The sequence below is a fragment of the Tropicimonas aquimaris genome (assembly GCF_042676185.1).
In the GTDB taxonomy this organism is placed as follows: domain Bacteria; phylum Pseudomonadota; class Alphaproteobacteria; order Rhodobacterales; family Rhodobacteraceae; genus Tropicimonas; species Tropicimonas aquimaris.
In genome coordinates this window covers 1-21,980 of sequence record NZ_JBHTJT010000003.1, presented here as the reverse complement: position 1 = coordinate 21,980, position 21,980 = coordinate 1, and the positions used below count along the sequence as shown (strand labels likewise).

The window sequence follows — 21,980 nt, the reverse complement described above, 5'->3', positions numbered from 1 at the left end:
TGCGCTATTTGAGGGCTCCGCGCGTGGCCATAACCTCTCGGCAGCCATTCTTCCCGATGTGCTATGGGACGGAACTGACCAGCATGGCGGTCCTCAGGTGGTGCCAGGAGACACAGATCGACTGGCACTACATCGCGCCTGGAAAGCCCATGCAGAATGCCTTCGTTGAATCGTTCAACGGCAGCTTCCGGGACGAGCTATTGAATGAAACGCTGTTTACGTCGCTGGCCGAAGCCCGCGCGACAATCACCGCCTGGATGGAGGACTACAATCGCTACAGACCCCACTCGTCCCTGGGCAATCTCACGCCGCGGGAATTTGCCATGAAATCGAGACTGGAAACCAAGGCCGCATGAGGCCAGAAATCAAGCGACGGATTCTCCGTAAAGCCGGAGGGAAGTCGGGTCTCAGGTCAGTGGCTGATGCTGAACCGCTCGAGCGAAACCAGAAACTCTTTCAGTGAGAACTCCGGTGCGCATGTCTCCGGCGTTTCCGCTCTCTGCCTGCGGACCATGATCGCGCTTGAAGCAGGCGAAACAGTCGATCTGCAGTGATACTTCCGTTCGGCGGACGGAAGTTCTGCGGCGGATCATACACCGTTATGGGGGAAGAAGGTGGGGTGAAGAACCAGGAGCATCCGGCTTGAAATCGGCGTCCCGGCGAACCGTCGTAGCGACCTTGTATCAACCGCCTGATTGAGGCGTGGGATCTCCGGTTTGTGTCGATAGAGGTTCGCTGCCCGAGGCGGTTTCGACCTCATCCGAGATGCCGTCGGGCGAACCGTTCGGGGGGTACCGCAAGCTATTGTTCATCTTTTCCCGTTCCACCGATGAGAACCAGGGAAACGGCAACTCCTTGCTTCGGCGCCACTCATCGACTGCATCTTCCGCATCGACAGTTTTCTGTGGATCACGGGGAGTGTCCCGAGAAACGTAGAGCGTGCGAGACGGGAAAGCGAAAGACGTACCCGCGCGCTCAACGATATCCTTCAGGCGCAGAAGAAAATCTTCCCGTATGGCGAAGAAATCGTTCCATTCCGTCGCCTGCGCGTAGACTCTGACATCAATGTCCAAAGAGGATTCGCCATAGCCCGCAAATCGGATCCGGACGGTATCGCTGTCGATCCTGGGATGAGCGATTGCCATTCTGCGCGCCTCGGCCAGTACATACCGCAGCTGATCAGAACTTGTACTATATATCAGACCGATCGTGGGATTGATCAGCATCTGATCGCATCGAGCCCAATTGATGAGCTCCATATTAACGAATTGGGAGTTCGGAATCGAGATTATGGTGCGATTCATGGCACGTACGTTTGTGGAACGGACACCGATTTTTTCGACGATTCCGCTGTAGGGCCCAAACTCACACCAGTCTCCGACCCTGATCGGCTTGTCGATATATAGCACAAAGCCACCAATCAGATTCTCAAGTGTCGGTCGAATTGCCAAGGCTCCAGCCAATCCGCCAATGCCGAGCCCTGCCAATACACTGAGAGCGGGAAATCCAAGGGATTGCAAGCCATAGGCGACGATCCACACTGCACCAATGAGAGCGATCAGATGGGCAAGCATCTGACCAAGACTGTCCCCCGCATCATCACCAGAAGCAGTTCGCGAAGACCAGACTGCCGCCGCGCAGGCGAGGATTGCATTCCAGAAAACGGCCGCAAGCGTTCCAAACCAGAGGACAGCCAATAATGCGTTCGTCCCATCAGCAAATCTGCCGGTGACGTTGATCTGTCGCGTCAGAAGGTAGTGAAAAAAGAAAAGGACTGGCAGGATCGACGCGCAATAGATCAGCTTGGAAACCGGCGGCAACAGGTTGCCACGCCGCGCAACGGGTAGCGCAGCGCTGACAAACGCCGTGGCCACAAACAGAACGAAGCCTGCCACCACCGAGAGGACAACCTTCCAGAGCGGCGTGCCCCAGATATCCTTCTGGAATGATGGAGGGATCGATCCGATCCACGTGGCAGGCAACCACGGCCCGGCGAATTGCTCGAGTTCGGCTCTCCAATTCACTCCAGTTTCAGCGGTCGTTTCGCCTTCCAGTCCGGTCAGAAATCGGGGAGCGGTTCGTATCGTTGCTTCGTCGAACAAGAACTCGCCGGCGCGATCACCTTCATCGACGCGCGAAAGGCGAATTGGAGTGTCGGGAATAACGTATGTCCCAAGCCCATCGCCGATCATGGCAGATTTATCTGGTACTGTATCGAGATCGACTGGCGGGATAATGTCCCAGATGTCGAGAAGCACCATTGCAGTCAGCAAGCCATTGCGCTGTTTGACGGCGTCTGGTTGGTCAGTCAGATCAATGAGGGAGGTGAGTTCATCGGTAAGGGAAACGATACGATCGAATTCCTCGCCCGTGCGTGCGCTCTGGTACCGCTCCAAGGATTCTTCCAACAACGCCTTTAGAGTGGCGAACGTCGCCAAGGTTTGCTTTGGAGACTCAGTTCGCACAGCCGGTAGATCCGCTTCGAATGACCGAGCGCTATCCAGTGTAGACACAGATAGGGTTGCCGTCACAGCCGCAATCAGGCCGATAACCGCCAGTCCCAGAACCAGAACACGGATCAATCGCGACATCGCGGTATCATATTCGGGCATCTTTTTGAGAATGGCGCATCAGAATGGCTCAACAAGATCAGCAGTCATCGCGTAGCTGACCTCGATCCGGGCCTCGCCGTCGGAATACCGGACGGTCTGTTCCGAGAGGTTCGACGAAAGTGTGCCGCTGATCCAGATCGGCGTGTAAAGGCCTGTAACCTCGACCCCGGCGGGATAGCGGACATGCACCATCTGGTTCGCCGGCGGCGGTGGCGTATGGATGCAAGCCCCCACCGTGGGAACAAGAAGGAACTCGACAGCACGACCATCTTTGAGATCGAGTGGAAGCAGATAGCCCGGCATCCGGATTTCCGATCCGATGATATCGGGCCGTGTCGAAACCGCCTCCTCGCGCCGCTTCTCCATGATCATTTGGCGCTGTTCGAACAGCCAATCTATGTTCAGGTCCTGTGCCTCCAGGCGCAGGCGGGCGGCTTCGACGCTTGTCTGCAAATCGTCAGGGAGTTCATCCTCAGCAAAGGGTTGCGCCCGAAGAACCGTTCTCAGATCATCGAGTTGCTCATTTGTAAGGGCCGCGAAGGGATTTTCGTACGTTGCTGGTGGAGGTGCGAGGTCGTCCCAACCGATCTGAAGTGCTGCTCCGAGGCTCGTCGACGCACTGATGAGGAGTGCGAGAATGCTAACAGAAATGGTACGTTGGACGATAATCACGGACATGTCTCCCATGGGTTACAGCCTGAAGGATAGACCATCAGCCAATGTCATTCGATAGACCCGGAGGGCGGGCAAAAAGCTGGCCGCCAGTCCGGCCATCAAGATTGCGAGCAACAACCAGCTTTCCCGCAACAGTGATGCACTCGCGTCGACCTGGAGCCCAAACCGGCTAAGGAGCACCGGCTCCAAGATCGCAGTCAGAGCTCCGAGCAAAACCAATCCCAGTAGCAGGCCCGCCAACGTCACGAGCCCCGCTTCGAGAACGATAAGAGAGAAGATGCGGAAGGGCGTGGCTCCAACGGAGCGAAGGATCGCGAATTCGCGTCGGCGCACCTCCAGCGAGGCCGAAAGCATGACGACCATCGCCACGATACCAGCCAAGGCGACAGCCGATGCCATCAACACAATGACCTGCTCCGCTGCGCCGGTGATCGACCAGAGTTCAATCAACGCCATAGCTGGAAGCACGGCGCTGAGAGGTTCGGCGGGATACTCCGAAATGGCTCTTTGGATGGAAAGGACCGCGCCGCGATCGGCCAGCCCGACATAGATTGCGTTGATCTTGTCAGGTTCATGGGCGTGATCGTGATGGTCGGCCTCAACGCTGTCTGTCGCGTCCTCGGCGTGATCGTAATTGGCGCTGGTTTCCTGCCCGAACGGATCGACACTTTTGGTTTTTTCGGCGTGCAGTTGGTCGAACCCCTCCAGCGACACGAAAACCATGCGATCCACAGCCGTGCCCGTCGGCATGAGAATTCCTGCGACGACAAAGGGGGCCTCGTCGTGCAGATCGAAGGCCACCTCGCCTGCGCCATGTGCATTGACGATAGTCGCGCCAATTTCATAGCCAAAACGCGTGGCGATCTCTGCTCCGATAACAGCGCCGTCCGCTCCCGAGAAGGAACGACCTGATGTGAAAGCGAGCGGCCGTCCGTTGCTATGTCTGAAATGCTCGAAATATTCCGACGTTGTGCCTACAACCGGATAGCCGCGGTGGTTGTCGCCCATCGCAATCGGAACCGCCCACGCCACTTGCGGCAGGGCCTCGACCATCTCGTAGCTGTCCCTGTCGATGCCCGGCCCAGTCGAACCCACCCCAAAGACCGTCGCCATGAGGACCTGCACCGGATTGCCCCGCGACGCCACAATCAGATCGATGCCCGATGCCGAGTTAGCGAAACTCTCTTTCGCGGAAACGCGCAATCGCTCGACGCCGATCACCAGAAGTACACTGAGCGCGATCGCAATAACGGTGAGTGCTGCCACGAAGCGTCGGTTCCATAGGCTTCCAACAGCCAGGGAAAGCGTGGTCATCATGCTTTGTTGACCTCGGTGATATCCAAGACCCTATCGAAGCCCCGCTCAAGGGATCGATCATGGCTTACAAAGAGAAGTGCGGATCCCACCGATGCGCATTCTCGTTTTAGAAGTTCCAGAAAGGAGATCTTTGCATCTTCGTCGAGCGCTGACGTTGGTTCGTCTGCCAGTATCAGGTCAGGCGTCCCGATGAGCGCGCGTGCTGCCGCTACCCTCTGCTGCTGCCCAACGCTCAATGACATGGCTGGCGCGGAAACCAGGGCAGGGTCTGACAATCCGAGATCGTCAAGCAATCTTAGGGCGGATAGCTTGGGATCTGCACCCGCCCTCTCACGACGGCGCCGAGAGAAGCGGCAGGGCATCAGGACGTTTTCCAATGCCGATTGCCATGGGATCAGATTGAACATCTGAAAGATCAATCCGACATGATCGACGCGAAACCGATCCTTTGCGCCGCCCTTGAGCTGCCCGACGTCCGTTCCGGCTACCTCGATACCCCCCCTCTGTACGTCGACGACTCCGGCAATCGCTGCGAGTAGCGTCGATTTTCCCGATCCGCTCGGACCACGAAGGAAAACGCGTTCACCCGTCGAGAGGCCAAGCGCGTCGATCCGCAGAACAGGCACCTCTCCCTTTTTCCAGGCGTACTCAAGCTTGTTGACGGTCAGGACTGTCGCGCCGCTGTCGATCACTTCCATCACCTCCCCTTTGCCGGAGTCCGGTTTCCCGCAACATCAGAAGCGTTGTCCCAGATAGAGATAGAGGAACTCGTCTCCGTCATTGTTGACGGCGTAATCCGCCGAGTAGTCGAGTGCGAATTGTCGCGAAAGGCGAAACCGGATACCAAGACCACCGGCGTAGCCCCCATTGTCAGTAGAGATGTCCCGAATGCTGTCTCCACCGCCTCCGACATCGGCGAAAGCCACGTAGCCAACTCGCTCGGACAGTCGGCCCCGGTACTCGACCTGTGCAGAGGCAGAGTAATCCTCGAGATAGCTCAGCGCCGAGAACCCCCTCGCTCCATCAACAAAACCGACACCGCATGTGTCGAAAAAAGGTGCGTCGTCAGAAGCGCCGCACAACACGGCCTTCCCGGCAAGGATGCCGTTCTCTCCCACCGAGCGGTAGCCGGATAGTGAGAAGACGTTTTTCATGTACGAGCGGTCATCGAGTTGAAATCGATCATTGAAGACGGAGTCGATTTCTTCTGCAAAGGTGATCGCCGCAGAACCGACAACACCCGACGTCGGATAGAACGTATCGTCCCTTGTGTCGTACTTTAGATCGAAGGTTAGGCGACCAAGTTCGATATCAAGATCGGGCTGCAGGAAGTCCGGAAGTTCATCGATTAGACCGCTGTCAAGCTTGATAACCGTATCCACATACGCAAGTGTTGCCGAGGCCTCGAATTGCGGTGTGAAATTATAGCCAAGTTGGACACCGCCTCCTGTTACCGACTGGGTGAGTGAAATGTCTTGCTCACCAAAGAAAGGTAACACGACTGGAAGGTCGTAGTTGATGTCGCCATCAACGGCGGCGGCTCCGAGTGTCCACCTGCCATCAGCGAAATTGACGATTCCACCGAGGCCGTAGCCGACGGTTCCGTTCGAAGTCTTCATGTAGCCAAGACCCAAGCCAGAGGGTCTCGAGCCTGGCAGGGTGAACAGATACCCCGCACCAAGGGTGAGGCCAGAGCCGATAATATCGTTAGTGAACGGTATGGGAGCGAGAATTGTAGACCCCGCTCGAAATCCGAAATCGGAGTCGACTACTGCTCCTGCGGTTTTTGTCGCCGGCCTCAACATTGCGTCAGCTGCAAAGGCGGATCCGGTTCCGGCTGCGCCCACACATAAGGCCGCCAACGTACCAAGGCAGCTCCGCAACCTGTAAGCAGTCCAACCGCAATCTGCTCCCATCCCAATCAATCCTTGTTTGGTCGTTCTTCGCTGTCTTCAGCTTTGCTCCAAGATCCAAGGTCAGGAAGTGGTGTCGCTTCCCGGGGCGCTGCCGATACGGAAGCGTCAGATCCGGCAAATTCTCAGAACCTGAACTTCGCTCCAAGGAAGGCGCCCGAAAGGTTCAGGTCGTCGAAGGGGCCGAAGTCGTCAAACTCCCAGTCAAGGTACCGATAGCCCAAGGCGACATCGAAATTCTGGAAACGATAGTTGATCGCTGCGGCGGCCTGCCAGGTCAGATCGCTCTCACCCGTTCCGACATCGCCGTAGTAGGAAAGGTACCAGTTCTCATTGATGTCCGATTGGCCTCGGAAACCGACGACCCCATCGATGTTGGTGCCCGAGTCTTCTTCCTTCACGTTCAGACCAGCCGCGCTGAGTTCGATCGTAGAGTCGAGCCAGAGGTAACGAAGCCCACCGGTGATATCGAGTTGAGTTCCCGCTCCTTCATAGACCCGATAACCGACGCCCAAGGTGCTGATGACACCGCGAAGATCGACCTTGCCATCGATATCCACATTCATGCCCAAGACGCCTACAGTGGTGTCGCCTTGTTCCTCGACATCCAAATAGATCAAATCGCCGAAGACAGTCCATTTGCCCTTCTGCGCCGCAACTGTTCCCATGAGGCCGAAATTCAGATCTTCGATGATCTTGTCGATCCCCATGTCGATATCGGTGCCGGTCGTCGTTTCCCCGCCAAGAGAAGCGCCCCAGAAATAGAGCTCGGCGCCCCATTGCCAGCTGTCCGACAACGCGTCCTGCGCCGAAGCGCTCACCGGCACAGCCATTAACGCGATGGCTGCAAGCGCCGAAGTGCGACGCGAAGTGTAGAAACTCATGATCCGTTCCTTTCGATATGTCTCGTCGTTCTGTCGGGTCCCGGCATGTGGCAAACGTCACGCGGCACTTGCAGCCAGCGACAGGAATTGATGGGCAGGCGACGGACAAGACCTGTCTGCGCGTCGCCCGCCAGAGGCTTAGTTCAGCGCGTTCTTGTAGATGACGCCGTCTTTCATGATGATCTTGATGTTGTCTCGATCGGTAACCGGATCGAGGCTTTCCAACGGATTCCCTTCGACGAGCAGGAGATCGGCCAGCGCGTCCACCTCAACACGTCCGATCACGCCGGGATAGGGATTGCGCGGCCCGGACATCTGGAGCAGTTCCGTCGCGTTGCCGGTGGACATCTTCAGGATCTCATACGGTGTGAACCAGTCCAGAAGGCGCTCCATTTGCTCCACTTCTTCACTGACGCCGATTCCCTTTCCAGGGCTGATGAAGATGTCGGTTCCGTGCACGACCTTCAGGTCGGGCAGGGACTTGATCGCCTCGTAGACCTTGCCGGTTCCTTCGCAGACGATTGCCTGCTTGGCGTTCTGCTCCGGGGTCAGCCCGGGCTCGTTGCACAAGGTGAACGGCTGGATGCTGAGCCAGACCCCTTCGTTCGCCATGCGCTGCAGCGTGGCTTCGTCGAGAAGCTGGCCATGCTCAATCGACTTGACCCCGCCATCGATGGCCTGGTTCACGGCGCGGGCGTTGTATCCATGCACGGTAACGTAGGTGCCCCAGTTCTCTGCGGCCGCCACCGCCGCTTCGATTTCCTCCAAGGTAAACTGCGTCGTGTCGAGCGGATCGTTGATGCCGCTGACCGAACCGCTGATCGCGAGTTTGATCTGTGAGGCGCCAAGGCGAAGCTGTTCACGCGTTGCGGCGAGCATGAGCGGCACACCGTCGACGACCAATCCGGCGCCCTTCTGCCCAGGGACCGTCATCGTACCGGTTATGGTTGGATTGGGTTCGACGGGGAGCCGGAAATCGGCATGCCCGCTGGTCTGAGAAATCATGGCACCGGAGGGATAGACCCGCGGACCGGGGACTGTGCCTTCATCGATTGCCCGCTTCAGGTCAAACACGTCTCCAGCCATATCACGAACAGTCGTAACGCCGTTCATCAGCGATTGTTCTGCGATTACAACGCCCTGGATCATCCCGTAGCCCGGTCGCTGGAAGAGGACCTCGGGAAACGTGATCCCGGAAAACATAAGATGCGTGTGCGAGTCGATCAGTCCGGGCATCAGTGTGTGGCCCTCACCATCGATCACCATGCCGCCGGCAACCGAAAGATCTTCGGACGATATCTGAGTGATCACGTTGTCGGTGACGACGACGTTGACGTCCTCAATGAGGGCTTCGTTGACGCCGTCGAAAACGTCAACGTTGGTGAACAGGATCGGTCCGTCAGAGGTGTCTTCCTGTGCCTGGGCTGCGCCGGAAAAGATGGCCGCAACAGCAACCAGGGACGCAGTTCCGTTCCATAGTTTCATTTCTTTCTTGCTCCTATGCTTGATGAATGCGTTTGACCGATTGCTTCCGCCGGGAGGGCTTCGAGGGGATCTTGAGCGACAATCGTATTACGGGCCGTGGGAACGGGCCCTTCGGCAACGAGGGTATCCGTGTCCAGCCGCCAAAGGCTCTGCATGCGCACCATGCCGTCGAGAAGATGGATGGTCTCGTCGCTCGCCTCGGCGCGGAGCGTTCCGGTCACGCTGACGGGCAGATAGATTGAACCCGTGCCTCTTTCGGGCTCGAAGTACAGCCGTACCAGTTCGTTGGGCGGCGGCGCGGGGATATGGCTGCACATCCCGACCACCGGCACGAGATAACCGATCCCCCTGCCGTCCGGGCCTGTTCCGGCCGGGATCAGGTACCCTTCGAGGCGCACTGCGGCGCCTTCGAGCAATGGGTTCGTGGCGATCTGCGCCTCCCTGCGTTTTTGGGCGACGGTCCAGCGCTGCGCCAGAAGCGCCGCGATATCGAAGCCAGAAACGGCGAGCGCCGCTTCGGCGTCCGAGCGGCGCGCTTCGAGGCGCTGCCTGTCCTCCGGGGACAGGTCTGTCTCTGCAAGCCGCGCGCCCAGCCGGACGACCGTACGGAGGTCGTTCAACCGCTCCGGCCCCATCTCCAGATAGGGGTCGACGAAGGCGCGGGCCGCAGGGTCCGCCAGATCGTCGAAATCGATCCTGGCCGGCTCCGCGGCAAGCATGGCCATCCCCATGGGGATGGCGAAGGCTGTCGCGAAGATCACACGCATCCGTTTATTTCCCCGCGGCGGCTCAATTGCCGCCCTCGGGCGGCAGGCCGGGGGCGATGTCGGGCATTCCGGTGGAAAACTCGAGGTTCCAAGCCTCCTCGCTCACCGGCTCGAAGCGCGGCGCGGCCTCGGGCTCGAAGCGTATCGGCTGGCCCGGAAAGACGCTGAGCAACTCGTCGTCCCGCACCGCGACGGTACCGTTGACGACAACCGCCTTGAACCCGGTGGACGGCACCAGCCCTTCGGAATAGGTCGAGTTGTCCGTCACCGTTTCAGGGTCGAACACGACGATATCGGCGACCATCCCTTCCTGCAGCCGACCACGTTCCTGCATGGCCTTTAGCCCGGTGTCGCCCAGGTGTTTGGCGGCGTTGTAGCTGAGGATCGACATGATCTGCATCAGCGGGATGTCGTTCTCGCGGGCCAGCCGGATCGCCTTGGCGCGCGCGCCCGAAGTGCGCGGATGGGTGTTACCAATCTGGTCGGCCGGCGTGTCCCAAGGGCCGAAAATCGGTGTTCCGGCCATTGCGTCGCTTGCCATCGTCGTGCCGCGCAGCGTCAGCCAGCGCACCGAGTCCTCCTCAGGCATCTTGAAGAGGATGATTTCGCGGGTCGGGTCGTCCTGCAGGGCCTGTTCAAAAGACGCCGTCGTGTAGAAGTCACCGGTGATGGGGTCCTGAACCGTGTCCTCGTATTTGTGGCCAAGCCTGTCTACCCAGTTTTCAGGCTGCATGAAGCCGGCGTTCAACGTTGTTGCCCCTGCGGAGTACGGATAGATCTCGCCCCAGACGTTGTGACCCTGTTCGGAAAGCTGGGTCAGCAATTCATGCGTCAAACGGTAGCCGGGATTGTTGAAGTGCAGGATCGAAACTGGTGCGCCAAGCGCCAGACCGTTGGTCAAGGCCTCCTGCGCGCCAATGTTCTCATTGGTCGCATTGTCCGGGGTGAAGCGCGTGTGCACGCCCGTGTGCCGGCCATAGCGGGCCCCGACCTTCTGCACCTCGAAAAGCTCGCGCGAGGTGACACCGTTGCGCATGTAGCCCAGTGTGCTGCCGATCCCGACCGCGCCGTCCTGAAGCCCCTTGTCGAGGATGCGCAGGATCTCGTTGCCCGTGTCGTAGTCCGCCTTGGTCTCACTCCAGCCCGACTGTTTGCGGGTTTCGAGAACGGCAACCGGGCCGCGCAGCAGGTTGTCTCCGCTGGCCCCGTCGATGACGATGGCACGCGCGATCTCGTGGCTTGCTGCACATCCGTAGTTGGACTGCGTGACGCCTTCGCGCGCTGCGTACCATTCGGGTATGAGGGTTGCGGCACAGCCCATCTCGAGGTCCATGGGCGTGGTCAGCCCGTCGCGCAGCCCGAACCTGTAACCGAGCGGTGCCTGCCAGTGAAAATGAGTATCGATGAAGCCGGGCGCGACGACGTGGCCCGTTGCATCGATCTCGTCCGCGCCAGTCAGATTGTCCTTCGAGATCTCGACGATACGTCCGTCGGTGATCCCGACATTGGCGATGTCGTCGTAGAGCGTCTCCGGGTCCATGACGCGTCCGCCGGTGATCACGAGATCGTAGTCTTGCGCGATGGCCGTCGAAGCGAGGGACAAGGCAAAAATAGTTGCAAGCGCGGTTGCTGAGCTTTGTTTAACCAAGATCTTTTCTCCCTGTCCAAAAGAGCGAGATCCCCGGCCAAGCCAATGCTTGACCAGGGAAAAGGTGTTTCAGTCAACTTTTTCAGTTTGCGAGCGCATTCCGGATGGCAACTCCCGCGGGAATGTTCTGCACGACCGAGTCGTCCACCACGACCTGACCATTCACGACGACATAGGGAATGCCGGTCGAGGGCAGAGAGTTCTCGCCGATTTTGGGGGTCGAGTTATCGGTCACCGTCTCGGGATCGAAAATCGTGATGTCGGCGGCCGAGCCCTCCTGAACGCGCCCGCGGATCTTCATTTGGGGCACATGGTCTTCAAGGAACAAGGCCGGCTCGTAGCTCATCTTGGAGATGGCATCCATCAACGAGACCGTCCCGTCCTCACGCACCATGCGCAGGATCTTCGCGTGGGTTCCTGCGCCGCGGGCGTGTCCGTTCGCCTTGCCGTAGGGCGTGTCGAACGTTGCGGAAAAGCCAAGCTTGTTCCCGTCATCGTCAGTGATGATCCACGGCATCCCGTCCGATCCGACGATCACGCCCGGCCGGGCGAAGGCTTCGTCGATGTATTCCTGCTTCATGGTGTACATCAGCAGATCGGTTCCGGGCGCTTCCTTGCGCAGACGATCGAATTCCTCGTTCGTCAGCGGTTCGCCCGTCGCCGCCAGCTTGTAGTCCGAAGCCTGAATGCCCATCCGCTCTTCGAAACCCGGCGCGTTGTAATCGGCATCCACATAGGTGCCGGCATATTGATAGGGGTAAAACTCGCCAACCACCTTCTGGCCGTTGGCCCGGGCCGAGTCGATCAGGTCAAGGCATTGCTTGGTCAGACCAAGACAGTTGCTCTGCACATGGTGGATCAGCATCGGCACGTTGTTCTCGCGCGCGATGGTCAGCATCTCCGTGATGCCCATGAAGCCGCTGGGCGGGATTTGGGCCAGATACCGGACGTGCGTGGTGATCGGCACATCGTATTTGGCAGCCAAGCCGGTAACTCCCATGAGTTCCGGGCTGCCAACCACGGTGTAGTACCCGATGGGATAGGCAATTCCGATCCCACCTTGCTTCAGCTCCGTTTCGATCGCGTCGAGGATTGCGGCCTCATCCATCGGATCGTAGCTCTTGGTCTTGAATTTTGCGCCATCCTGCATGGCCGCTCCGAGCGCCTGGCTATAGAGCACGCGCCCTTCCGGTTCCTGCCCGTCGAGCACCGCCACACGCGCGCCGACATGCGCCACGTTGGTCCCGTAGTTCACGAAGGACTTGCCGTCCCAATATTCATAGAAGTCCTTGACCGGGAACGCGCCCACCTCGAGATCCAGCGGAGTGGTCACGCCGTCCCTTACATAGAGCTTGTGCCCGAACTCGGATTGCGCGTGGCTGTGGTAGTCGATGAAACCGGGCGCGACCACGTGGCCCGTGGCGTCGATCACCCGCGCTCCCTCGAGTTCCTGGTCGGTGATCTCGGTAATGAAGCCATTGTTGATGCCAACGTTGGCAACGGCATCGAAGCCGGTCTCGGGGTCCATCACCCGGCCATTCGCGATGACAAGGTCAAAGGATTGCGCAACGGCCCCAGTGGGCAAGGATAGGGACGCGATAAGCAGGAGAGCCGTACTGTTCTTGTTCATTTTCATAACGAAGAGATTCCTCACTAATGCTGCTGGGAGATCGCCGGTGATGTCTTCGCTGGTCTATTTGGGGAAAAGCAAAGTCACGTTGAAACGCATGCCCCAATCGGGGCTGTTCTCGTTTCCATCGACATAGCGCCGGCCTGCGAGCTGGAAGCTGACTGGCTGCTTGCCGAATGTGACGAGCTTGCTGATGCCGGCATTGACCGGAACACTCCATTCCTCGGCGTTCCATTCATAGGTGGATTCCGTGTTCAACGAGAAGGTCCAGGCGTCCTGCGTCGTATAGGTCAGGAAGGGCTGCACGAAGGTCGTGTTGTACTGCTCGCGATCATCCGGTTCGTTGATGCCCCAGATGTGGTTGACCAGCCCGCCGAACGTCCAGCCGTTTGCCTGCCGAAGCGCAACGGCGGTCGGACCAAGGCCAAACTGCTTGCTGGAAAGCGCATCGTCGGTTGCCGTTGGCAACAGTGCGATCGGACCGAAGCCAAGAATCCAGCCTCCAACAGGTTGCTTCGGGGAGAAGAACAGGGACTGCTGGATATCTCCCAACCCCGAAATGTCGTCGAGCCCGGGCGCTGGAGCCTCGATGTCGACAAGGGGAATGATGGTCCGCGAAATGAGGTTCCAGTTCTCCCCGATGTCGAACGGAAAGACTGGCTCGATCAGCAGAGTCCGGCGCGAGGTATCGTTCGGGCCGATGCCGTCGTCGTAGTTGAACTGCAAAGGAACACTGATCAGGCTCGCCACGGGGTTCGAAAGCTGCTTGGCAAGATCGGCATCCGCAAAGGCAACGTTTGACGTCAATGCCAATGCGCAAGACAGCGCAGCCAGAGATGCAAATTTCGACCGTCTGTGAAACGCTTTCGTCATGCTATGCCTCCCCCGCACAACATTCTTGATCGCCGACCACCAAGGGGTCTGCGAGCAATGCATCGACACCCAACGAACGCCGTGGTTGATCCGCGACGCCCAGTTGCCAACTCCCTAAAAAGCTTAGACAAACACCGGAGATCGGAAAGAAATTACGCTATCCGAATCTTCCGTATTTTCGCGGCCTCGCGGCGCGATGCATATTGATCAGGTCTCGTGGACGAGCAGATTGAGGGGTGTTCACCCAGCAGGGATCACTTCTGGGTCGAGATGGGAAGTGCTTACAAGCGACTCCGGTCTCGATAACCAAGTGTGACCGAAGGTGTTTCTCCGAAGAGGTTTCTGTACTCGGTCGAAAACCGGCCCAAGTGTGTCAGCCCGAGCGAAAGGGCGACTTCCTTGACTCTTGTCTCGTCTGGTCTCGACATCGCGAGTGCCGTTCGGGCCTGCATCAGCCGCCGTTTCTTGAAATAGTTCAGGGGGGAGGTCCCGTAGATCGAATTGAAGGCGTCGTAGAAAACCGTGCGCCCCACGCCGGTGGCCCTGCACAGATCTGCGAGGGACAGCGGCGCTCCCTCAGCCTCCATGAAGTACTCCTCAGCGGCTCTGACAATTCGTTCATAGCTCTTTGCGAGCGGAACTCGGACGCTCGTAAGAGGTGTGCCGGCCATGTAGGATTCCAACATCACGTCATACAGGCAGTCGGCGATGGCGGCCTGACGGTTCTGGAAAGAACCCGAACCGGCGGATAGCTCCGTGAGGCAGGCGCCCAGGATACGCCGCAGTCGGATCACCGACAAAGGCGGCAGGTACAGGGCGCCATCATGCAGATGGATTTCGTCGGGTTCCACGCCCTCGAGCGCGGCCAGCGACCTGAGAAATCGGTCCCTGCTCAGCCCGATAGTGAAGTAGTCGCGCCCGGCGCCCCGCGTCGAATATCCGTCTGGGCCAGAACCGATGTACAGGGTTGAAGCCGACGCTGAGACGCCGTTGAAAAAATACTCACCGCGCCAGTCGACCGGCACCACGAAAGCAAGCAGGTTCGGGTCGGGAACAACATGGCCGACGCTGAGAGGGGCGACGCGGTTCCTGATGAGCCAGGTCTCATGAGCTCGGCCGACAACCGCGTCAATCTTGTACTCGCCAATGCCAAGCTGAGTCTGGTGAGCTTCCAATACCGGAGACGCATGGGCAAGGGGTTCGAAGACTCGCGCCCGAATAACGTGTGAGGTCTTATCCGTTCGAGAATCTATCGCATGCATTCCGAGAACCTCCCTTCTCAGCGCGCCCCCCTTCCCGCCAATAGGGGTACAGGCCTCCTTGTCTCTCAAATAGCTCGCAGTGTCGCATCTTCCATGTCGGATCAGAATATCCGGTCGAATAGCGTCCCGAGATGGGCTTCATCGAGCAGCTGAAACAGAGGCCGGCAGTGCCAACGGCCGACGACCGTGCTTCTCACGAACCAAGCTGAACAGGCCATCTGTCCGTTCTCGGCAAAAAAACCGAACCAGACGACCTTCACCTACTCCGAAGCTGCTTTCTTCAGCGGTATCCTACCGTCACGAAAGCACCATCCCGAACTTCGACCTCCCTGAAGGAGCCGGCGCTTTCCCCGGGGCCGATCAGCTCGACCTCTGAGCCGCCGACGTAGTCGATCTCCACCCCTTCGGCGAGCAGTTCCAGGCCCTTGGCCAACTGGCCAGGAAAGATCTTCACACCCGGCGCATTCGCAACGTCCCAGATCTTCGGGCCATAGAGCCCCGGATCCGCAGAATCCGCGGCCTGCATAGCGAGGATCATGAGAGCCGCCGCATCATAGACTTCGGCCACGTATGGAAGCGTTCCATCAACTTCGTCGCCGGCTCGCTCCGCCAGCATGGCCAAGCCCTGGCTCTCGTTTCCTGCGACCTGCCCGAAGGACCCCTCAAGTCTGGGTCCGACATTCTCGACAAGGCTCTGCCCCACCATGGTACTCGGAAGGCCGAACGTGTCGAATGCCCCAAGGTCCAAAGCTGTGCGCACAATGCCAAGCCCGCCCTGGTCAATATAACCTGCGACGACCAGAACATCGCCTCCCGCCGCGGCAAGTGCCGCGACATCTGCAGAGTAGTCCGCCTTGCCATCTTCGTGGGCCGCCGTGATCGTGACCTCGCCACCCACAGCCTCAAAGGCGTTCACGATCGCATCCGACATCCCGACGCCGTAATCATTGTTGGCATAGGTCAGCGCAATCGACCGAATGCCACGATCGATGAGCACGTCGGCCATGACCTGGCCCTCGCGACCATCCGGAGACACAGTCCGGAAAAACAGTCCCCTGTCTTCCATCACGCTCAAATTGGGCGAACTCGCACCGGGAGAGATCATGACGATGCCATTGGGAATGGCGACATTTTGCAGGACAGCCGCTGTCGCACCGGAGCACGCGCCACCGATCAACCCCGCCACGCCCGCCGCGACAAGGCGCTCGGCGCTCGCGACCGCAAGGGCATTGTCCGTGCAGGCAGTGTCGGCAAGATAGGACGTTACGCTTGCACCACCCAGAAACACGCCGCTCTCAGTTGCCTCCTGAGTGACCAGCTTCACCACGGTTCCCATGGGAGCTGCCAGCGACTCGATAGGTCCGGTGAACCCGAGGAGAACGCCGATACCTATCTCGTCACTTTGTTGCGCAACGCCGGCTGTCGCCGCCACGACACCAAAGGTCGCCGCCATTCTTGAGATCGACTTGGGTTCGAGCACTTGGCCTCCACAACACGTTTGGTTCAATTGATTGTAAGCGTAATCGACAACTGTGAAAACCGTGAAGACTGGCCAGCACGCAACCCAAGATCTCCTCCCTATACTGCGTAGCATGACGAATGCAGCCGATGGTCGTTTCGGGCGCGGCCCTCCGCCCCCGGTCGTGTTTCTTGCGGTTCTCAAAAGTCAACCACGTACTTCAGGGTGTCGCCGATGCTCGGCACTCGCCAATCCTGCCATTGGAAGTGTCCATCGTGAGAGACTGCTCCGGGCCGAAAGCGACGATCGTTGATTTGAGCGCCGCACCCGCTGCGCTGCGGCGCGCAGAACAACAGGGAGGGCGGTTTCCGGCCGTTCTCTGCAGAAGCGAGACACCAACTCCGATGTGTTGAGAGCCGACGTTCGGAGACTTGAGTACTTAACTTTAAGCTGACGTCCGACAGTCTGGACTGCATCTTTTGCAGAACCTTGGCACGCGCATCTCCAGCACCTTGAGGCCGCTCAGGAAGTCCATCCAGAACGTCTCGGCCTCCGAGGGGCCAAGCCACAGACCGATGATCTCCCGCCGCCCGTCGGTGTTCGCGGCAACGGTGATTATCGCGGCCACGCTCTCGATCCGCCCACCTTGGCGTACCTTGTAGTAGGTCGCGTCGAGCCAGATATAGGGCCATTCGCCGCTGAGCGGGCGGTTCGGGAACTCGTTCACCCGCTCATCGATGTCCTTGCACAGCTTTGACACCGTGCTTTCGGACATGCCCTGAAGGCCTATCGCTTGCGCCAACTCGTCGACACGGCGGGTCGAGACGCCACCAATCCATGCTTCCTGGATCACGGCCACCAGGGCCTTCTCCGAGGTCCTCCGTGGCTCCAGGAAGCCGGGGAAATAGCTGGCCTGCCGGAGCTTCGGAACCTTCAGGTTCAGCGTGCCCAAAAGGGTATCGAGAGCGCGCGCTCTCGATACCCGTTGCGCCAGGTCGTGCGTTGGTCGGCCCGTTCGTGCTTGCCAGCTCCTATCAGGCCCTCGACATCGACCTCCATAATCATCTGTAAAACAGCCTCGGCAACCGCCAGAAGAAAGACGCCTCCGTCTTGCTTTGCCAGAAGCTCGGAAAGGTACATGTTGGTTTTGGTCATCGGGGTCTCCGTATCGTCGTGGTTTAAGTCGCCAAACTCCACCCGACCATAAACCTCGGTGGCCACCCGGAATTACACCGTCGAAGGCCCAGACATTACACCACGTGCTCGGACACTACCGACCGATGGATAGATGGCGTTCAGGAAATACCTGCCGCGCGGGCGGGCACTGGAATTCCTGCGGTCGCTGCATTGCATCTACATTTCTGGAGAAGAGATGTCCTTCGAACCTCTATCCATCTCCGCGAATATCGCTTTCATCTCTTCGGTCGCAGCCCTCCGTGATGCGCGTCGCCCCGCCTGAGTGGTGTATTTCTCTGCTACCCGCCGATCACGCTGACCGTTCATGATCATGGCTTCGGCCACTCCCCGCTCGCCCTTCACGCCAAGGTGGTCATGCATCATCGATCGGGCAATATGTTCGCCCGTGCCGACATACCTCCGCCAGGTATCCGACACGTAATTGTACCCGACCTCGGTGCCATCGACGGTGACGAAAAGCGACCGCTTGTTTTCGAAGCATCGTTCGCGCATTCGCGTCAGGAAATCCGGGCTGGAACCTCCAAGGATCAGCGCGTCGATGAAGGGATCGAGCCGTTCGTCGAGCCTTCCCTCGTACTCGTAGCCGTTCTTTCCGAGGGTCAGGGACAGGGAATAGCCGTGCGCATCCCAGAACAGTTCTTCGCCGAAAGCGAGGCGACAATCATTGAGCCGCAACGGATAGACAGCAAAGAGCGCAAGCGCGGTGGCGTCGTTCAGGCGGCTCCGAAGCTGTCGCGAGTTCGAGATGGACGCGGCGGAGTCGAGAAGCTCGAAGCCGGTCAGGATAGCCTCGATCGTGTCATATCCACTCTCGTGCAGCTTCGCGTAACGCAACGGTTCCGACAGCCGTTCGCGTGATGCCGCCATGTTGTAGGTCGTCGCAAGTGCCTGAACGATCTCCGCCGGATAGCCAGCGTATCTGGCAAAGCGATGGAGCTCTTCGAAGCTTGCGCGAACCGTGGTCCACCGAAGTCCACGCGCGTGCAGGTCCGCGTAATACGCCCGCGCCGCAGGGATCGACAATGCCGCCGGCAAGTGTGCGTCCAGTGCCGACTTGCAGAGCTGGCGCAGCTTCATCTTCAGGCGTTTAAGTATGGACGCAGCCGGAGCCTGGACGCCATTGCCTTCAAAACCTGCCGCCATGTCCCGCAAGACCGAGCGGATCTCCCCCGGCAGATCCTGTTCCGAGATCGAATGCTTCAGTGTCCGCTCGCGCCGAGCCGATTCCCGTCCGGTTTCGTGGTTGCGCTGCTGTCGGCGTATCCGGTTCTTCGCGCGGATCGCGTCTTCGACCGCGTGAAGCGCCGGGTGTCCGGGCATCAATGCTCGCAGGGCATTTCGAAGGTCCGTCAGGCCACGTGCGCTCTTGTTCTCGGCAAACAGGTCGAGGAGATCCTGCGCGACCGGCTCGGCGGTACGCCGTGCCGCGATGTGACTGAAGAAGCGCCGGCAATAGGCCAACTGCTCTGTCCGAAGGGTATCGACAACCTCCGGATCGAAATGAGCAAACACCGGGTCAGCCAGGTGTGTTTCACGGGTCCGGCGCCCGCTCATGCTGCGCGCCTTCTCTGCATGACCGCGTCGAGTATCTCGCGGGCGACGTTTTTCCGGACCCTGCGTTCGTCGATCCAGGCATAGTTGCGGAGCAGCACCGCGGGTGTGATGCCGAGGTAGTCGGCGATGTGCTTGATATCGAGGTTGCCGCGCGCATAGAGGATTGTTGCCATGCCATGCCGGTAGTTGTGCGCGGAAATGGGACGCCCCGCGATCCGCGTGTGCATCTTCAACCAATCCGTCATGACCTTGGCCGAGAGAGGCTTTTCCTTGCTTTTGACGGACGGGAACAGGAACGGGCTGGCCTTGGACATCGGAAACAACGGACGGATTTTTTTGAGGTACCATTCCAGCGTCTGAAGCCCCTGTCGCTGGTCGCGCTCGAAGAGCCCCTCCATCGCATTGTCGTTCTTGACCTCGTCGGCCGAGTAGCCGACCCGGCCAGATTTCTGCTTCCCGTTCGGCAGTTGGAGGTGAGCGGCGCAGCCGTGCAGACGCGTGTCCAGCGCATTTCCAATACGTGCGGGAAGAACGGCTGCTTCGAGCGCACAGAACATGGATGTCGTTCCAAGCTGGCGAACGGCTGTCAGTTCGGGGCCGCTCAGGTCCCGGCCGGCGGCTTTGGCGCGCTGGAGGATCTCATCGGCCTTGGCGCGCAGGATGACGTGCTGTTGCAGGAACTCCGTTTCAGCGCCGGGTATATCGAGAAGCGACTCGCAGAACGCGCGGTTTTTCGGAGCCATCGTGTCGTGCTGTTTTCGCCCGGCCTTCAGCACAGGGTTCGTTTTCATCCCCTTGCGGACAAAGGAGGCATCCTTGCCATTCCGTTCGAAGATCAACGCAAGCATCTGCGAATATGCAGCAATCGAGCCTTTCGCCAACGCGCCGCGCTTTCCGTTCTGATGATCTTCGATCCAGGATCGCGCGACCGCGTGGAAGATATCCGCCGTGATCAGGTTTTCGATGTATGGGGTGCGTCCCAGATCGGTCCCGGTTGTTCCGGCGGTCGATACGAACTTCCGCAGCGCGGCGAGGTACCGATTGATCGTGTCCTGATCATACTGGTCGATATAGGTTTGAGATATCTCGTCAAAGACATTGCGTGTTGCGGTCTCCACCCACCGGGTGATCTCGACAGCAAGATGATCCGGAATCGAGTTGCGCAGGCGCCTGACAACGATCGGGTCGGGGATAGGGTGTGCGGGAAGAAGCGTCCGGAGTTCCGGCCATGCGCGCCAGTCGTTCAGCAGCCGGAGGCCAATTTCGACGCTCTTGCGCCGGTTCTGGACAGGGCAATTGTCCGTGAGCAGGGCGACGGATGTTTCGTCCAGGTCGAGTGGTTGGACATTGTTCTTTCGCGCTTCGTCGACAAGGATCCTGACCGGGATCAATTGCTGCTTTCGGATCGGGCCGGGCTCTCGTTTCGCGACCTGCTTCAGGACAAGTTCGATCGGTGTCCAGCCATCTTGCCGATTGCCGCGGAGCGCCTTGCCGGCAAAGGCACCGGTGACGTGCTTGATGCCCGCGATCACCTTCCGCCGCCAGGCCTTGTAGGCCTTCTCGGTCTTCCAGTGGCGCGGGTCGTATCCCTGCTTCAGGGGGAACCGTTTCCCGAACTCCTCGAGGTCGGCGGGGATGAGTTCGAGCGGACATCCGTTGTATGGTTTCGACGTTTTCTCGACGGCGCGCCGGGCATCTTCGTCGCCGCTGTTGACATAGTGATCGCGGACATCCGCGAGGGTCTTTCCGGTCTTCGTCGCTCTTGCTGCTGCATTCATGGCGGCCTCAGTTCGATGTTGCTAAATGACAGATTGGTCGTTTTTTGACGACCGGAAGCGGAAAAATGACAAACCCCACATCTTTTTCCGGTGCCGAAAATGAGTGGGTGTTTGTCATTTTCGATCTTCTTCAACGGGAGGAGCGTTATTCGACGCAATCGCGGCGAGAATGTCATTTCCACCAGTTGAATTCGGGCTGTTTGCACGAGATTTGGAGACCGTTTTCGGATCCGTCGATTGGTTCGTGCGACGCGGTTTCAGAATGGGGTAGGTGGGGAGCGGCTCGCCGGCGAGATAGGCCCGCAGCTCGGATGCCCGATAGCGGGTGACCCGCTTCGTCAGGCTGATCGCGTGTGGAAAGTTCGCCGGACGGGACCTGGGATCGGCCGCAAAGCCGCGAAGCTCTCGTGCATTGTACCCAGTCGCGTGCTGGATCGCCTTGGGACGCAGCAGAGGTTCCTGGAGTTCCTCGATCTCTCTATCGGTTTCGGGGGCGAAGCCGAAAACTGCCCAGATATGTTCCCATGGCCAAGGCCCCTCCGGATCCAGGCGGACCGCTGCGTTTACCTCGCGCACGTGCTGCCGACAGACGTTGAAAAACCGTGCAAGGGCTACTTGCGACGATACAGCTCCAGCCCCGATAGGTTCTTTTCTCGCCATCCCTGCCTCCTGTCTTGTGACAGGGAGATGGGTTCAATGTCCGGCATCGCTGAAAAAAACTATCGGGCCCCCCGAAATCGCTTATTCGATGAAGACTGACGAACGGCAGATGGGAGATCAACAGACCTGTGCCGAGGGTTGCTTCAAGTACGGGTCAGCGAGGCAGACCGGTCCTCGGACCGAACAACGCATGCGGTCAAGAACGGCCGAGGGTGTGTGAAAACTCGCGGCAAACGGCGCGCTTCGAAGGGCTTCCCGTCTTTCGC

At 59.1% G+C, this 21,980-nt stretch carries 17 protein-coding genes and 1 pseudogene; 1 reads left to right on the top strand and 17 read right to left on the bottom strand.

The window, feature by feature from the left end:
• On the top strand, positions 1-356 hold a 356-nt coding region (locus tag ACFQ2S_RS01105), incomplete at its 5' end, for an integrase core domain-containing protein (protein WP_386072011.1).
• 327 nt (positions 357-683) lie between these two features.
• On the opposite strand, the gene ACFQ2S_RS01100 is transcribed toward ACFQ2S_RS01105, so the two are convergent.
• From ACFQ2S_RS01100 to ACFQ2S_RS01020, 17 genes and pseudogenes are all read right to left on the bottom strand, one after another.
• A complete protein-coding gene (locus ACFQ2S_RS01100) occupies positions 684-2,591 on the bottom strand; it encodes a mechanosensitive ion channel family protein (RefSeq protein ID WP_386072009.1) in 1,908 nt (635 codons plus the stop codon).
• A 39-nt stretch (positions 2,592-2,630) separates the two neighbouring features.
• Positions 2,631-3,290, bottom strand: coding sequence for a DUF3299 domain-containing protein (locus ACFQ2S_RS01095; protein ID WP_386072007.1), 660 nt, complete (start codon positions 3,288-3,290; stop codon positions 2,631-2,633).
• Between the two features lie 12 nt (positions 3,291-3,302).
• Positions 3,303-4,604, bottom strand: coding sequence for an ABC transporter permease (locus ACFQ2S_RS01090; RefSeq protein WP_386072005.1), 1,302 nt, complete (start codon positions 4,602-4,604; stop codon positions 3,303-3,305).
• On the bottom strand, positions 4,601-5,302 hold the full coding sequence (locus ACFQ2S_RS01085; RefSeq protein WP_386072004.1) for an ATP-binding cassette domain-containing protein: 702 nt from the start codon (positions 5,300-5,302) through the stop codon (positions 4,601-4,603). Before ACFQ2S_RS01085 ends, ACFQ2S_RS01090 begins: the two co-directional genes overlap by 4 nt.
• Positions 5,303-5,338: 36 nt before the next feature.
• Positions 5,339-6,223 carry a BamA/TamA family outer membrane protein gene (locus ACFQ2S_RS01080; protein ID WP_386072002.1) on the bottom strand — a complete coding sequence of 295 codons (885 nt, stop codon included), beginning with the start codon at positions 6,221-6,223 and terminating at the stop codon, positions 5,339-5,341.
• 419 nt (positions 6,224-6,642) lie between these two features.
• On the bottom strand, positions 6,643-7,401 hold the full coding sequence (locus ACFQ2S_RS01075) for a hypothetical protein (protein WP_386072000.1): 759 nt from the start codon (positions 7,399-7,401) through the stop codon (positions 6,643-6,645).
• Positions 7,402-7,539: 138 nt separating this feature from the next.
• Positions 7,540-8,886, bottom strand: coding sequence for a metal-dependent hydrolase family protein (locus tag ACFQ2S_RS01070; protein WP_386071999.1), 1,347 nt, complete (start codon positions 8,884-8,886; stop codon positions 7,540-7,542).
• A complete protein-coding gene (locus ACFQ2S_RS01065; protein WP_386071998.1) occupies positions 8,883-9,653 on the bottom strand; it encodes a DUF3299 domain-containing protein in 771 nt (256 codons plus the stop codon). The genes ACFQ2S_RS01070 and ACFQ2S_RS01065 overlap by 4 nt, the downstream gene beginning before the upstream one ends.
• 22 nt (positions 9,654-9,675) lie before the next feature.
• A complete protein-coding gene (locus ACFQ2S_RS01060) occupies positions 9,676-11,256 on the bottom strand; it encodes an aminoacylase (RefSeq protein ID WP_386071996.1) in 1,581 nt (526 codons plus the stop codon).
• Between the two features lie 127 nt (positions 11,257-11,383).
• A complete protein-coding gene (locus ACFQ2S_RS01055; RefSeq protein WP_386072014.1) occupies positions 11,384-12,931 on the bottom strand; it encodes an amidohydrolase family protein in 1,548 nt (515 codons plus the stop codon).
• A 63-nt stretch (positions 12,932-12,994) separates the two neighbouring features.
• Positions 12,995-13,804, bottom strand: coding sequence for a transporter (locus ACFQ2S_RS01050; RefSeq protein WP_386071994.1), 810 nt, complete (start codon positions 13,802-13,804; stop codon positions 12,995-12,997).
• 281 nt (positions 13,805-14,085) lie between these two features.
• The gene (locus ACFQ2S_RS01045) at positions 14,086-15,066 is read right to left on the bottom strand and encodes a helix-turn-helix domain-containing protein (protein ID WP_386071992.1); all 981 of its coding nucleotides are present in this window, start codon (positions 15,064-15,066) and stop codon (positions 14,086-14,088) included.
• 280 nt (positions 15,067-15,346) lie between these two features.
• Positions 15,347-16,519 carry an ABC transporter substrate-binding protein gene (locus ACFQ2S_RS01040; protein ID WP_386072012.1) on the bottom strand — a complete coding sequence of 391 codons (1,173 nt, stop codon included), beginning with the start codon at positions 16,517-16,519 and terminating at the stop codon, positions 15,347-15,349.
• 520 nt (positions 16,520-17,039) lie between these two features.
• A pseudogene (locus ACFQ2S_RS01035) lies at positions 17,040-17,680 on the bottom strand (IS256 family transposase); the annotation flags it as partial.
• 198 nt (positions 17,681-17,878) lie between these two features.
• A complete protein-coding gene (locus ACFQ2S_RS01030) occupies positions 17,879-19,276 on the bottom strand; it encodes a hypothetical protein (protein ID WP_386071991.1) in 1,398 nt (465 codons plus the stop codon).
• Entirely contained in the window at positions 19,273-20,808 is a 1,536-nt protein-coding gene (locus ACFQ2S_RS01025; protein ID WP_386071989.1) for a hypothetical protein, read from the bottom strand. The genes ACFQ2S_RS01030 and ACFQ2S_RS01025 overlap by 4 nt, the downstream gene beginning before the upstream one ends.
• A 360-nt stretch (positions 20,809-21,168) precedes the next feature.
• Complete coding sequence (locus ACFQ2S_RS01020) at positions 21,169-21,714, bottom strand: hypothetical protein (RefSeq protein ID WP_386071987.1); 546 nt, start codon at positions 21,712-21,714, stop codon at positions 21,169-21,171.
• Positions 21,715-21,980: the final 266 nt, after the last annotated feature.

Excerpts from the sequence above, each read along its gene's own strand:
- ACFQ2S_RS01030 (WP_386071991.1), bottom strand. The coding sequence starts at position 19,276 with ATGAGCGGGCGCCGGACCCGTGAAACACACCTGGCTGACCCGGTGTTT.
- ACFQ2S_RS01070 (WP_386071999.1), bottom strand. The coding sequence starts at position 8,886 with ATGAAACTATGGAACGGAACTGCGTCCCTGGTTGCTGTTGCGGCCATC.
- ACFQ2S_RS01040 (WP_386072012.1), bottom strand. The coding sequence starts at position 16,519 with ATGGCGGCGACCTTTGGTGTCGTGGCGGCGACAGCCGGCGTTGCGCAA.
- ACFQ2S_RS01050 (WP_386071994.1), bottom strand. The coding sequence starts at position 13,804 with ATGACGAAAGCGTTTCACAGACGGTCGAAATTTGCATCTCTGGCTGCG.
- ACFQ2S_RS01075 (WP_386072000.1), bottom strand. The coding sequence starts at position 7,401 with ATGAGTTTCTACACTTCGCGTCGCACTTCGGCGCTTGCAGCCATCGCG.
- ACFQ2S_RS01080 (WP_386072002.1), bottom strand. The coding sequence starts at position 6,223 with ATGAAGACTTCGAACGGAACCGTCGGCTACGGCCTCGGTGGAATCGTC.
- ACFQ2S_RS01055 (WP_386072014.1), bottom strand. The coding sequence starts at position 12,931 with ATGAACAAGAACAGTACGGCTCTCCTGCTTATCGCGTCCCTATCCTTG.
- ACFQ2S_RS01090 (WP_386072005.1), bottom strand. The coding sequence starts at position 4,604 with ATGATGACCACGCTTTCCCTGGCTGTTGGAAGCCTATGGAACCGACGC.
- ACFQ2S_RS01020 (WP_386071987.1), bottom strand. The coding sequence starts at position 21,714 with ATGGCGAGAAAAGAACCTATCGGGGCTGGAGCTGTATCGTCGCAAGTA.
- ACFQ2S_RS01100 (WP_386072009.1), bottom strand. The coding sequence starts at position 2,591 with ATGTCGCGATTGATCCGTGTTCTGGTTCTGGGACTGGCGGTTATCGGC.
- ACFQ2S_RS01065 (WP_386071998.1), bottom strand. The coding sequence starts at position 9,653 with ATGCGTGTGATCTTCGCGACAGCCTTCGCCATCCCCATGGGGATGGCC.
- ACFQ2S_RS01095 (WP_386072007.1), bottom strand. The coding sequence starts at position 3,290 with ATGTCCGTGATTATCGTCCAACGTACCATTTCTGTTAGCATTCTCGCA.
- ACFQ2S_RS01085 (WP_386072004.1), bottom strand. The coding sequence starts at position 5,302 with ATGGAAGTGATCGACAGCGGCGCGACAGTCCTGACCGTCAACAAGCTT.
- ACFQ2S_RS01045 (WP_386071992.1), bottom strand. The coding sequence starts at position 15,066 with ATGCATGCGATAGATTCTCGAACGGATAAGACCTCACACGTTATTCGG.